Source organism: Flavobacterium gilvum (assembly GCF_001761465.1).
GTDB classification, from domain to species: Bacteria; Bacteroidota; Bacteroidia; order Flavobacteriales; family Flavobacteriaceae; genus Flavobacterium; species Flavobacterium gilvum.
In genome coordinates this window covers 1,489,488-1,503,878 of the sequence record NZ_CP017479.1, presented here as the reverse complement: position 1 = coordinate 1,503,878, position 14,391 = coordinate 1,489,488, and the positions used below count along the sequence as shown (strand labels likewise).

The window sequence follows — 14,391 nt, the reverse complement described above, 5'->3', positions numbered from 1 at the left end:
TTTTTTATTTTAAAACTTTCGAATAATTATAAAAAACCACCACAAAATCCCTAGTTGTTTTTTATTATCTTACAAAAAAATTATTTGAAAATCACCACTTAGAATAAGTTTGTCAAACTCAAGCACAAATACAAACACCAGAACACTCAAAGTTAATGAGTACTTAAGGATATTTACATAACCACACTCCAATAAATTAACACATATGAAGGTTATCACGATTCAGGAAAATAGCGGAATACCCAAATACAAACAAATTGTGCTTTCCATTGAAAAAAGTATTGAAAAGGGCATTTTAAAAAGAGACGATAAACTTCCCTCTGTTACTAAAGTTGCAATAGAATTTAATCTTTCGAGAGATACTATTTTATTAGCATATGATAACTTAAAAAAAAGAGGAATAATCTATGCTATATTTGGAAAAGGGTATTATGTAAGAAGCTCTGAAATAGCAATAAAACAAAGGATTTTCTTGCTATTTGACGAATTAAACAGCTTTAAAGAAGATCTTTATAACTCGTTTATTTCTCACATGGGAGATGAGGCACAAATTGACATATTTTTTCACCATTTCAATACAAAAGTATTTGAAAGACATATCAACGAGAGTAATGGTATTTACACAAAATACATGATTATGCCCACTGATTTAAAAAACGCTGCTACCTGTATAGACACGCTCCCAGAAAAAGAGGTATACATAGTTGACCAAACGAATGAAGAACTTAAAAAATACCCAGCTGTATACCAAAATTTTGAAAAAGATATATATAAAGGCTTGCAAAAGGGAAAATTTAAATTGAAAAAATACAATAAACTAATACTAATTTTTTCTGGTTACACCGTTCCAGTAGGTATAAAAGATGGATTTTTGAAATTTGCAGCTGATTTTAATTTTGAAAACGAGGTGATTACTGAATTTAAAAATCGTCATATTGAGAATGGAGAAGTTTATATCATTCCAAATGATAGAGATTTAGTAAGTGTAATTGAAAAGTCTAAATTGCAAAAATTGAAGCTTGGTAAAGATTTTGGAATTATTTCTTATAATGAAACTCCTTTAAAAAAATTGGTTAAAAATGGAATCACCACAATATCAACCGACTTTGAAGCGATGGGAAAAATACTGGCTCAGATGACCTTTGAAAACAAAAAGAGACAAATTGAAAATAAATCTGACTTAATCATAAGAGGATCATTATAAAATATATTTATAAAAAATCCGCAAATCTCAAAGTAGATTTGCGGATTTAATCAAATTCAAACTAAACTACAACCAAAAAACATATTATGGGGTTAAATTCAAAGTAACAGTCCAAACAGCTTTTGTACCATTGGCTGCTGTGACTTCATATTGTCGGGGAGCACTCCAATCACCTGGTACACCAAGTTTTGGAGAACCATTAAGGGGAACAATAATCGCTGCTGGCGAAATATCAAAAATAACTACTAAATTAGTTTTTGAGACTTTTGCCTTTTCAGCAGCATTATATGATCCTGTAGCGTCAGCAGGAGGGACACTGCAATTTATAATCACTGTCTTTGCCGTGTTGTCAATCGTTCTAGTTAAACTAGCCATGTTTTTCTCTGTTACAACAGGCGATCCGTCTACCCATTTATTGCTCTCGTCATAATAACGATGAACTACTTTTGTTACATTCGTAATATTAGCTTCTTCGTATTCAGGCAAATCCTCTAGATCAGAATTCAAGCATGAACTCAACGAAAACATAGCAAATATTAAAAAGAAAAGATTTTTTAATTTCATATACGTAAATTTTATTTGTTAAAAGTCATATATGTTATCGCCTTGTTTATTGATTTTCGCTTACGCAAACTTGTTGTTAACTGCGATTTCATAATTCCTAAAGTATTAATTTGTTTTTTACCAACCTGGATTTTGTGGTCCATAGGCCGGATTTTTATCCAACTGCCCTTTTGGTATAGGCAACAGAAATCTTCTTGATTCGTCAAAATCTCTTTTGTTAATATCCTTATAAGACACTTTTCCTATAAAAAATTTACTGTCATCTTTTGAAATTGTAATCAATGTCGGCTCTTCTTTTATTATGAATGGATCAGATTTTGCAGGTTGGTTTTCATTTGCAGCACCACCAATTAATCCCCATCTAAGAGCAGACCAATAAATATCATTTTCCATTGGAAGTTCTACAATTCTTTCTGTTTGATAATCTTTCCAAGCGGCATCAGGAGTACTTGCAGTAGAAGCAGGTAATTGTCCGTGAACAGTTCTAGTTTTGTTAAATGCTGTTACAGCCTCAGGAATTCTTCCCAATATCAGTAGAGCCTCTGCTTTATTCAAGAGTACACGCCCAAGTCGGAACAAAACTTCATGATAATCTGTTCTGTACCCATAATACACTCTTCCACCTTGTACATTGTTATACACATATTTTCTATAACAATAATTAGTTACTGTCATATAATGAGATGGATCGTTGTCGTATGAATAGGTATTCAAAAGACCTCTAAAGTGGGTTGTTACTTTTTCATTATACCATACGCTGTTGTTATAAACAAAAGTTCCATAGAATCTAGCATCTCTTTTAGCATAAATAATATCTGAAATATTTGTACCTGGAACCTTAGCTTCTCCTGACAGTGAAATATCTTTTGTTTCAACACCTCCTTGAAGTTTAGCGTCTTTAGCCCAACTCGGAACACTTGTGTAACTAGGGTTGTTAACGGCATTAATAAACTGAGAAGACTGATTCCACTTTACAGCTTTACCTGTTGCATCATCAATAGTCAAAAATCGATCTGCTAAATTTTGAGTAGGATAGATAGTTCCCCATGCTTCAAATGTAAAATCAACTTTGAATCTTTCGTCAGATCCTGCTGCTGCAACTTTGTCGTTACCAGTGTTAGGTGAAAATCTAATCATAATATCATTATCCACACCAGTATTAGAACTTACTCTATATCTAGCAAAGATAATTTCGTTTTTTGCATTCGCTACATTTTCATTGAACATATCACCAAATTTGGAAGTTAATGAAAATCCTCCATTCGTTTCAAGATCATCAGACGCAGCAATACACTGATTAAGAAAATTATTTCTTTTTGCAAGATCAGTCATATATGCAGCACCCTGTAGACAAACTTCTGATTTAAGTGCCAATGCAGCCCATTTGTTTAAGACCCCATCTCTTTTTGCTGTTGGTAAATCAGGTAATGCTTCATTAATGTCTTTAAGAATTAAATTATACGACTCCTCAACTGTTGAAGTCAATTTATAATTATATACATTCCCATTATCAACATCAGAAGGATCCAATACTTGATCAACATATACAATTCTACCAACCCCTCTAGCTTGTCTGAAATACAATAAAGCTCTCAAAAGTTTCCCGGTTGCAACCAACTCTTTTGAATCCGTATCGGTAAGCCCCTTTCCTTTATATTTCTGAGCATTTTCTATAATTAAATTCACTTTTCTGGCTTTTGCATATTCACCAAAAAAACCAAAATCACTTGTGTTTGCCGTTAATTCCTGGTTAAATGAATTTCTGTCATATCCATCTCTGTTTGTAAAAACACACATTGCCGTAGAAGCATCCCATGGCATCGCACTTCCTGTTTGTGTGTAGGCAGGAATAACATTGTTATAAGCATCATAAACGAATGCGTCTGCTGTTTGACGAGATCCCCAAACAATATCTTCATTGTAAATTTCAGCAGGAGAAGTATCCATATAGTCATTACATGAGGCCGCCAATAAGCCTACAGTAAGAACACACATCGCTTTTATAATTGTTTTTTTCATATTATTTTTTGTTTTTATCGTGCTTTATAAATAAAACCACTAAAATTAATTTCTTAGATTCAACATTCATGTTTTTAAACAAAAGGACTAAATAACCATCTTTAGAATCCTATGTTTAAACTAAGGCTGTAAGTTCTTGAAACAGGATATCCCCATCCAGTACTGCTTGCAGTTTCAGGATCAAGTCCCCATTTTGTGGCATCTGAAATCGTAAACAGGTTGTTTCCGCTAAATGTCAGTTTGCAAAGACTAAGCACCTTATCATTTTTTAATATTGAATTTTTGAAATCATATCCCACTGCTAAGTTTTTCAATCTAAAGTAACCTGCATTAATCAACCAAAAATCAGATGTTTGATAATTATTACCTCCATTAAGCAACGCATCTCCCTGTGGTCTTGGGAATTGAGCATCTGTGTTATCTGGTCTCCAATAATCTTTATGCTCATCTATCACAAAGCCGTAAGCTGGCTGACCTTGATAAGTCGTTCCTATAGAAATATCTCTTCGCGTAGAACCTTGGAACAAAATATCAAAAGAAAATCCTTTATATGATGCTTTTCCATTAATTCCGTAATTCCCTCTCGGACTTCCAGATTTACCAATACGAGTCTGATCATTACCATCAATTTTACCATCTCCATTAAAATCCTTGTAAATTATATCTCCAGGAACCAAATTTGAAACATTCATTCTCGGGTTGTTCATCACATCTTGTGAATTTTGATAGTAACCCGAGTTGGTATAACCTACCCCCCAATAACCCATTTGTTGCGTGCTACGAGTATAAGGGTTTTTTAAGGCCGTAGTTGCTTCCTGCCAGTTTACAGAATTAATCTGATCATAATGAGTATAGTTTCCTCCTACCTCATAATTAACCTCCCCTACTTTATCTCTCCAAGAAAGTGAAAAATCATACCCCTCTCTGCGTTGTTCTCCATCAGACAATACTGTTGGAAGGGCAATACCAAGAGGATCCGTGAAACCGATGTTTGAAGGTGACGCTAAGAAACCTGTTGTTTCCATATAAAAATAATCAAAACTACCACGTAGACGATTTTTCAATGTCTCAAAATCAAATCCAATATTTGTAGTTGTTTGGGTAAACCAAGAAATATCCGGACTTGGTAAAGCTCCCTCACTAAATGTAGGATACAATTTTCCGTCTATAACAATTCCCTCAGCATTGTAACCATAAGATTGCATATATGCATAACGCCCTATACCGCTATTTTTACCAGTTTCTCCATAAGTAGCACGGATTTTAAAATAGTCTAATATATCATTAGATTTCAAATAATCAAAGAATTTCTCGTTTGAAACCGTCCATCCTACCCAAGTTGAGTAGAAATTCCCCCAGCGTTTTCCTTCAGCAAAATAATCACTTCCGTCGTGTCTCATCGAAGCCCCCAATTGGTATTTATTGTTGAATTCGTATCCTAAACTAGCAATAATACCCGCACGTCCTTCTTCATATTCGGTTGCAGAATTCTTTTGAGTACTAGCAGGACCAGAACCCATTTGATCAATTGGAAGTATATAACCGTCTCTTGACCCAGACAGATTATCTCCCCAAATATAACTTGCTTCGTAACCAACTGTTGCTTTTACATTATGTTTCTCTGCAAAAGTTTTATCGTAGTTTACAAGATATTGAACACTCCAAGACTGCTCTTGAGCTTTGCTTTTGCTTAAACTCATAGGTTGATTAGGCCCTTTAGCACCATTCAAATCATAAACTGGAGCTGTTTGATTCCACATTTTATTTCCAGAGGTAAGTGTCGAATAATTAGCTATCGCATTCATTGTCAATCCTTTTACCCATGGCAATTTCCAGTCCAAATCAACTTGACCTACCATACGTTGGTTATAACGTTTGTGATAACCTCCAAGAGGCGACATATCAACAAGCGGATTGTCATTTTGCGCATACAATTGGCCATTTTGATTTTCTCCCAATTGGTATGGAAGTCTGTTAACAATATGACTGAAAACAGCCCCATAATAACCATCAATACCTCCTGATGCGGATTGATTAAGCGGTGCTTCAGTGTTTTCGATATATCCATTAATTGCAGGCGTAACAGTAAGGCCTGTATTACCAATCGTAGAACTTGTTCTTAAATTGAAATTGTAACGTTTCTGACTATTTGTGTTATCTCTAAAAATAGTTCCAATGTTCAATACTCCAAACGAAGCATAATAATTATTCTCTTCACTGCCTCCATCCATAGATAGATTATACCTGTATTGAGGTGCCATTTCTTTCAAAGCTATATCTTCCCACTGCGTGTTTGGATATTTATACGGATCAGAACCAGTTCTGTATTTTTCTAATTCCGCATCAGTCCATCTTGGACCACTGCCTGTTTGGTTCTTATACATTGCTTTTAACTCGTTCTCCAAAGTAGCTTTTTCATACGAGCTCAATTTATCTAGAGGAAAAGTTGGTTGGGTCATCATAAAATCCGTACTGAATTTTATATTTGCTTTTCCTTTTCCTTTTTTGGTTGTTACAACAATAACACCATCTCCAGCTCTTGCTCCATACATTGCTGTTGAAGCCGCGTCTTTAAGTATAGAGAACGTTGCTATGTCGTCAGGATTAAGTAAGTCGTAATCAGAATATTTTGAAACAATTCCATTGATTACAATAAGTGGCGTACCACCACCACGAATACTGACAGAACCATTCGCATTAATCCCCCCTCCTGATTGAGTAACTATAAGACCCGGAGCACGACCGGCCAAGCTTTGAGTAATAGAAGTAACAGGTGCGATGGCAATATCCTCGGCTTTAATTGTAGAAACTGAAGATGAAAGTTTTTTCGAATTTGACTTACCAAATGCAACAACAACAACTTCATCAAGCCCTGTTGATTTTTCATGCATCGTTACATTAATTGTAGCTTTATTCGACACTGGCAATACTTGTGTCTCAAAACCAACATAAGAAATTTCTATTTGCGAATTAGAATTAACATTTGTAAGTTTAAATTTCCCGTCTGAACCTGTTGAAACAGAATTTCCAGATTCTTTATCTGTCACAACCGCTTCCGGTAAAGGTACATTTTTACCATCTCTTACGATTCCAGATACATTAATTTTTGTTTGTGCCGAAGTTATTATTGACAGCAATACAAAAGCTATTGTTAACAGCTCTTTTGTAAACCAATTTTTGCAAGAGGCTAAGTTTTTTGGATGTGGTTTTGAATCCAATAAAATAATTTTATTCTCCATAATTTTGTTTTTGTTTATTGTTTTTTTTTAATAGCATTAAGGCTTTATTCATAGGCATTTTGTATAAAAAATTGATAATATTCTAAATATTTATATCCTTACATTATTATTATCCTAATTTCATATTAAATTCGTTTTAAACCCACTAAATCGATAGAGTTATAAATACACCAATAATGCATCTTATCTAATAATATTATACTTTTTTTGAGATTTATCTAAAAAAAGACGGTTTAAAAAACAGTATTTGTTTAATTCAAAGCAACAAACTAACAAAACAAACATAATATTAAATTACCAATACACACTACTGTTACCTACTGGTTTTTTGTCAAAAATATTTATTAGAAAAAAAATAATTCATAAAAATCACGAATAACAAATCATACTTTCTATCTAAAAAAATATCAAAACAATGGTTTTTCAAAAAACAACAACACACAATCAGCCAAAACACAAAGCTTCAAACAAACAAGTGTGCTCGTACCAAGGTTTCGAAAAAAAATTTATGGAGACTAAAAAAAGGAAAACTAAGACTAAAAAAAACACAAATGAATACTGATTTCATCAAACCATACTGCACCAGTAGGTACAAAAAAGTTTTTTTTTGGATTTTTTTATTCAATGAAAGTATTAAGCTCAAAAAAACAAGACTCTTACCGAATTAATCCTTAAACAAATCCGATTTGAAGGACTGGTCACAAAAAAAAGTAGAGATCTTGCCTTGCGAAAAAAAAATTTACTCCCCCACAGATTTTGAGATTGATCCGTTTTGGGATTAATCGGGGATTGACCCAAAAAATTGACAGCATAAAAAAAGCCCCTCAAAATGAGGGGCTTTATGTTGGTCTACTAGGACTCGAACCTAGAAAGACTGCACCAAAAACAGTTGTGTTACCATTACACCATAGACCAGCATGTTACTAGCTTTCTTGCTTAGCGAGTGCAAATTTAAAACAAAATACTAGTTGTGCAAACTTTTTTTATCTTTTTCTTCAAAAAAAATGAAACAATTTTCGATTTAAAAAACAAAAACCTATTAAATTACTGAAACACATACCATTTAGCAAAGCTATAATTTTCAATAAAATTATAACAATGCGACTTAACTTTAAAAAAAAAAGCATTTTCTTTGTAACGCTTTAAAAACATATAAAAAAAACAGAAGACTAGTATATGACATCTTTCAATTTCAACAAATGGAATACAATTACAGGTTGGATTGCCTTTTCAATCGCTTTAATAACTTATACGCTTACTGTTGAGCCCACAATGAGTTTTTGGGATTGTGGAGAATACATTGCAACAGCCGCCAAACTTGAAGTTGGCCATCCTCCTGGAGCTCCGTTATTCCAAATGATTGGTGCTTTTTTTGCAATGTTTGCGATAGACAAACAACATATTGCACTAATGGTAAATATGACTTCTGTGTTCTCCAGTGCCTTTACTATATTATTTATGTTTTGGTCATCAACAATGATCTTAAAAAAGGTAATTAGTCAATATACCGAAATCAACGCCAACAATTCAATTGTAATACTTGGAAGTTCATTGGTTGGTTCTTTGGCCTATACATTTTCTGATAGTTTCTGGTTCAATGCTGTCGAGGCCGAAGTTTATGCCATGGCAACCTTGTTAATCTCTTTACTTTTATGGTTAGGATTACGTTGGGAACAGGAAATGAATACACCAAGAGGAAATAGATGGTTGCTATTAATTTCGTTGGTGGTTGGATTATCGTTTGGTGTTCACTTCATGTCACTGTTGACTATTCCAGCTATCGGATTTTTATATTTTTTCAAAAACTACAAAATAGTCACTGTCAAAAACTTCATTATTGCTAATATCGTAGTAGTTTCAATACTTCTTTTTATATTCAAATTATTACTGCCACTAACAATGGCTTTCTTTGGAAAAACAGAAGTTTTCATGGTTAATTCAATGGGATTACCATTTAACTCGGGAACTATTTTCGTTACCCTGCTTCTCATTGCATTCTTTTATTTTGGTTTGAATTACACTCATAAAAAAGGGTTAATTCATTACAATACACTTATATTGTGCATCCTTTTTATACTTATTGGGTTCTCAACTTGGTTAATGTTGCCAATCCGAGCGAATTCGAACACCGTTATCAACGAGAATAAACCATCAGATGCTGCCGAAGTTTTGGCGTATTATAATAGAGAGCAATACGGTGTAAATCCATTGTTTTACGGACCTCAATACACAGAAGCTTTTGTAGGACTTGATCCTAATACTCCATATTTAGACAAAAAACCAAACTACGAGAGAGATTATAAAACAGGAAAATATGTTATTGTAAACAACTACAAAAACGCCGAACAAAATAGTGACGACAACCAAAAAACTATTTTGCCGAGAATGTGGAGTACAGAGCATATTGAAAATTACATGAACTTCACTAATCCTCCTGAATTCCGAATGAATCCTGATTATCCTTATGAGGAAGATTTGGTTAAATACGGTTTGGATCCAAGTAAATTAAGCGAGGAAGATTACAACAAAGCTATTGCTCAATTAAAAAACGAAACCGAAAAAACCATAGCCGAATTCAGAAAAGCCTATGCCCAAAAACAAATAGACAACGAAGGTTATGTTGCATTCTTAAAGCATTATAGTGATTATTTAATTATTGATAAACCAACTACTGTAGACAACTTCAGTTTTATGTTTGAATACCAGTTTGGCTATATGTATTGGAGATATCTGATGTGGAATTTTGTTGGAAGACAAAACGACAATCAAGGAAGATATGACTACCTAGACGGAAACTGGATAAGCGGAATCCCTTTTGCAGATAGTCTGCATTTAGGATCTCAAGACAATTTACCTTCGGATGTTTTAAATAACAAAGGTCGAAACGTGTATTTCTTCCTGCCTTTTATACTTGGCCTTATAGGAATCATGTATCATGCCAGCAAAGACAGAAAAAGCTTCTATGTTCTTTTGGTTCTATTCCTTTTTATGGGAATCGCATTAAAAATTTATCTAAACGAAAGACCATTTGAACCCCGTGAAAGAGACTACGCCCTAGTGGGATCGTTCTATGTATTTGCAATGTGGATTGGCTTTGGGGTTTACTCCTTATATGAAAGCCTTCAAAAATACGTTACACCAAAAATTGCTGGACCGGCTTTAATAGGCGCATGTTTACTTGCCGCGCCAGTACTTATGGCTTACCAAAACTGGGACGACCATGATCGCTCTGGAAAATATACTGCTACTGCCATGGCAAAAGCCTATCTTGAATCCTGTGACCCAAATGCTATTTTATTCACCATTGGGGACAATGATACTTTCCCGCTTTGGTATGCGCAGGAAATTGAAGGAATACGTACCGATGTAAAAATTGTCAACACTAGTCTATTCATGACGGATTGGTACATTGACCAAATGAAAAGAAAAGCATACGAATCGAATGCTTTGCCTATTTCATTCACACATGACGAATATGTAGGAGACAAGCTAGATTATGTGGCTCATATACAAAAAACAGATAGCCGTTGGGATTTGAATGATCTTATTTCTTTTATCAAAAACCCAAAATCAACAGTAGAGATGCAAAACGGGCAAACGATACATTTCTACCCGACAAATAAAATTAGAATTCCAATAGATAAAGCCAATATCATTAAAAACAAAGTAGTTGATCCAAAATTAAACGACTCTATTGTTCCTTATATTGATATCGACATCAAAGGAAGTGCCATTTACAAAAACCGATTGATGATGTTGGATTTAATTAACAACAACAATTGGAAAAGACCTGTTTATTTCAGCGGAGGCGCATTTGATGACGAAGATTATTTATGGATGAAAAACTACCTGCAATTAGAAGGTATGGTTTATAAATTAGTTCCAATAAAAACTGCGTTACCAAAAGATGGCGGACAAATGGATATGGGACGCATTGATACTGAAAACATGTACAACAAAGTAATGAAATGGGATTGGGGTAATAGTGATAGCGATAAAATATATCACGATCCAGAAACCCGCAGAGAAAGCTTGACGTATAGAATGAATCTTGCTCGCTTGATGAACCAACTTATTGCAGAAGGAAAAATCAATAAAGCAAAAGACATCATCAACTTGGCAATGGCAAAAATGCCTTTGGAAAAATTTGGTTACTATTCGCTTTTAGAGCCATTCGCCAAAGGATATTATGATGTGGGAGAAAAAGCAAAAGCCCATGATTTACTTGATAAACTAATAGGCAAATACAGAGAGAACCTTAATTATTACGCCAAATTAGCTCCATCTGAACAATCCAACATCAGCATTGAAATCATAACTGACATAGAACGTTATAGAGGTTTATTACAAGTAATAAAAGAAAGTAATGATATGAATTATTACAATACAAGCAAAAAGACTTTCAATACCTATATCGAGATATTTGCTCGATTTGGACGCGATAAAGAATAATTTATCAAATTAAAAAATTAAAAATGCAGTGTTTTAACGCTGCATTTTTTTGTTTAAAACCGGATTAACCAAAATTACTCAATAGCCACAAATCACACACCCGAGCGGTCAATGTCATTAAGTCAAGAGGAAATAAGAAAAAAAGCACGCAGATTTCGCAGACTTCCGCAGATTTTTCACTCTTTTTTTTCTGCGAAAATCTGCGAAATCTGCGAAATCTGCGCGAAAAAAAACATGGAACTCCTATTGCAAATTCTAGGTTTAATCGTAAATTAGAGTATGAAATTCTACTGGATTAAAACAAGCAAATTGATAAAGAAAATATTCTCCGAATACATCTGGGACATCCCAAATTCGGAGAAAAAAATCTATTTGACTTTTGACGACGGACCAACTCAAGAAATTACGGAATGGGTTTTGGAAGAATTAAAAAAGCACGAAGTTAAAGCTACCTTCTTTTGCATTGGCAAAAACATAAAAAACCACAGAGACATTTTCTTAAAAACCCTGAAAGAAGGTCATTCCATAGGGAATCACACAAATAATCACCTGAGAGGATGGAATACTTCGACTGAAGATTATCTTGAAAACGTTGCCTTATGCGAATCCGAAATCATCAATCAAAAATCTAAAATCTTCCGTCCGCCTTACGGCAAAATAAAAAAATCGCAATCCAAAAAATTACGGGAATTAGGTTATAAAATAGTCATGTGGGATGTTCTCAGCGCTGATTTTGATCAAACCATAACACCTGAGAAATGCTTAGAAAATGTATTGCAGAATGTGCAATCAGGAAGTATAATAATTTTTCATGACAGCATAAAGGCCTTCAAAAACCTTGAATACGCACTTCCGAAATCACTCGAAATATTAAAACAAAGAGGATTTATTTTTGAAACAATTCAATAATTTTAAAAAGTTAAAATTACAGTTGCTCCTGAACAATACCAATTAAAGTATTGGCATCCAATTCTCCAGACTGCCTCCAGATCATCATCCCTTCTTTATAAATCATCAGAGTAGGCAAACCTTTGATACGCAAAGCTTCGGCTAATTCCTGATTTTTATCTACATCTATCTTAATTACCTTTACTTTGTCACCAAGAGCAGCTGCCACATCTTTTATAACCGGATGCATCGATACCGAAGACTCGTTCCAATCTGTGTAAAAGTCTATCAACACAGGAACTTGAGTATTTATAAGTTCTCCAAATTTTGACATACAACCAAAATATTTAATTTCTAATACTTTCGAAAAGAGATAACATATTGCAAATTTAGCATTTTATACCAATTATGCTAATTTTTCACCTTTTATTAGTTGAATTACTGTTATTTCCGGCATAATTCCAACTCGACCCGGATAAGCATGAAACCCAAATCCTCTATTCACATAAACATATCTACCCATATTTTCGTACAGACCCGCCCATTGCTTATACACATATTGCGCAAGGCTCCACTTAAAAACTCCCGGAATCTCAATCCCAAACTGCATACCGTGCGTGTGACCTGACAATGTTAACTGAAAATGTTTATCGTCATGCTGAACCACTTCGTTCCAGTGACTTGGATCATGGCTCATCAATATTTTAAAATCATCTGTACCCAAATTCTGAGAAGCTTTATTTAAATCTCCTGCCTGTTTGAAATTTTTCCCCCAATTTTCTACTCCAACCAAAGCAATTTTATCACCGCCTTTTTCGATAAAAGTGTGTTCGTTCAAAAGCAGTTGAAATCCAATTTGACCATACAGATTTTTAATATCCTGAAAATTTTTAGCCTTTGCCTGTTGCGAAGGCCAAGTCACATATTCCCCATAATCATGATTCCCAAGAACCGAAAATTTACCGTATTCATGTTTCTTAATACGATTGAAAGTATCAAGCCAGGGTATCATTTCTTTAGCATGAGTATTCACAATATCTCCCGTAAACAAAATCATATCCGAATTTTGCTGATTTACCAAATCAATGGCGTAATTAATTTTTTCGGGATTATCAAAACTTCCGCTATGCACATCAGAGATTTGTGTAATAGTAAACCCATTGAAAGCATCTGGTAAATCCGGAAAATAGATTGCCTGCTTTATTACTTTAAAATTATATTTCCCTTCAAAAATTCCATAAATCAAAGACAAAAAAGGAATTGAGGCCAACCCCAAACCAATTTGACTAACAAATTTGCGTCTGGAAGGCAAAAAATCGGCATTGCTGTTATTATCTATAAAATAATTAATCGCTCCTGCTGCCAATCGGAATACATCTTCTCCCAAAAGAATTACCGTCATTACAATTTTAGGAAGATATACAACCAACAACAAACCCATGGTAAACATAGTTTGTTTGGTCTGCCCTACAGAACGATCAAATTGGGTAAAAGAATAAAAGATAAATGCAAAAAGGAAAAAGCTGATTATTTGATATGAAATAAGTGCCCATCTCAATTTGACCAATGTCCTGATAGCCTGAAAAGCATAAAGCTCAATAATAAAAAGTATAGCACCTACGATGAATAAACGTAAAATCATTATTTTATGAATTTTGTACAAAGTAACAATTAATGAAAAAGTTAAATGATTATATTATCATAAATTTAACGCAAAAAAAAGGAGATAAATTCTCTTATCTCCTTTTTCACCTATTAAAACCAAATTAAACATCTTTTGAAATATCCTGTGAAATATTCCCTATCAAAAGAGTCTATTATTTTTTTGCAGCTGCAGGTTCTGCAGTAGTCACAACTTTAGCAGCTTCGGTTTTGTGTGTTTTTTTAGCTTCTTTTTTTGTGGCTTTCACCTCTTTTGCAGGTGCTGTTTGAGCTGAGGCTGGTTTAGTTTGTGCACTTACCATTACTGTTGTTCCTAAAGCTAGTGCTAATACCATCAATAAATTTTTCATGATTTGAGATTTT

The 14,391-nt window shown here is 34.0% G+C and carries 9 protein-coding genes and 1 tRNA gene; 3 read left to right on the top strand and 7 right to left on the bottom strand.

The features are described 5' to 3' along the window. Positions 1–205 precede the first annotated feature (205 nt). Entirely contained in the window at positions 206–1,204 is a 999-nt protein-coding gene (locus EM308_RS06295; RefSeq protein ID WP_035633600.1) for a GntR family transcriptional regulator, read from the top strand. Positions 1,205–1,288: 84 nt separating this feature from the next. On the opposite strand, the gene EM308_RS06290 is transcribed toward EM308_RS06295, so the two are convergent. The 4 genes from EM308_RS06290 to EM308_RS06275 all read right to left on the bottom strand — a co-directional run bounded on the left by EM308_RS06290 (position 1,289) and on the right by EM308_RS06275 (position 7,941). Further along, positions 1,289–1,768 carry a DUF5018-related domain-containing protein gene (locus EM308_RS06290; RefSeq protein WP_035633598.1) on the bottom strand — a complete coding sequence of 160 codons (480 nt, stop codon included), beginning with the start codon at positions 1,766–1,768 and terminating at the stop codon, positions 1,289–1,291. Between the two features lie 117 nt (positions 1,769–1,885). Then, complete coding sequence (locus EM308_RS06285) at positions 1,886–3,787, bottom strand: RagB/SusD family nutrient uptake outer membrane protein (protein ID WP_035633597.1); 1,902 nt, start codon at positions 3,785–3,787, stop codon at positions 1,886–1,888. Positions 3,788–3,888: 101 nt separating this feature from the next. Continuing rightward, positions 3,889–7,026: a SusC/RagA family TonB-linked outer membrane protein gene (locus EM308_RS06280; RefSeq protein ID WP_051877622.1), complete on the bottom strand. Its 3,138-nt coding sequence runs from the start codon at positions 7,024–7,026 to the stop codon at positions 3,889–3,891. A gap of 844 nt (positions 7,027–7,870) precedes the next feature. Then, positions 7,871–7,941: transfer RNA gene (locus EM308_RS06275), tRNA-Gln, on the bottom strand. A gap of 261 nt (positions 7,942–8,202) precedes the next feature. Between EM308_RS06275 and EM308_RS06270 the strand changes: the two genes are divergently transcribed. Then, on the top strand, positions 8,203–11,478 hold the full coding sequence (locus EM308_RS06270) for a glycosyltransferase family 117 protein (protein WP_035633595.1): 3,276 nt from the start codon (positions 8,203–8,205) through the stop codon (positions 11,476–11,478). 279 nt (positions 11,479–11,757) lie between these two features. Beyond that, the gene (locus EM308_RS06265; protein WP_035633593.1) at positions 11,758–12,387 is read left to right on the top strand and encodes a polysaccharide deacetylase family protein; all 630 of its coding nucleotides are present in this window, start codon (positions 11,758–11,760) and stop codon (positions 12,385–12,387) included. Positions 12,388–12,403: 16 nt separating this feature from the next. On the opposite strand, the gene EM308_RS06260 is transcribed toward EM308_RS06265, so the two are convergent. The 3 genes from EM308_RS06260 to EM308_RS06250 form a co-directional block, all read right to left on the bottom strand. After that, positions 12,404–12,700 carry a thioredoxin family protein gene (locus tag EM308_RS06260; protein WP_035633591.1) on the bottom strand — a complete coding sequence of 99 codons (297 nt, stop codon included), beginning with the start codon at positions 12,698–12,700 and terminating at the stop codon, positions 12,404–12,406. 72 nt (positions 12,701–12,772) lie between these two features. Next, complete coding sequence (locus tag EM308_RS06255; protein WP_035633588.1) at positions 12,773–14,008, bottom strand: metallophosphoesterase; 1,236 nt, start codon at positions 14,006–14,008, stop codon at positions 12,773–12,775. A 175-nt stretch (positions 14,009–14,183) separates the two neighbouring features. Further along, on the bottom strand, positions 14,184–14,378 hold the full coding sequence (locus tag EM308_RS06250) for a hypothetical protein (protein ID WP_035633640.1): 195 nt from the start codon (positions 14,376–14,378) through the stop codon (positions 14,184–14,186). Positions 14,379–14,391: the final 13 nt, after the last annotated feature.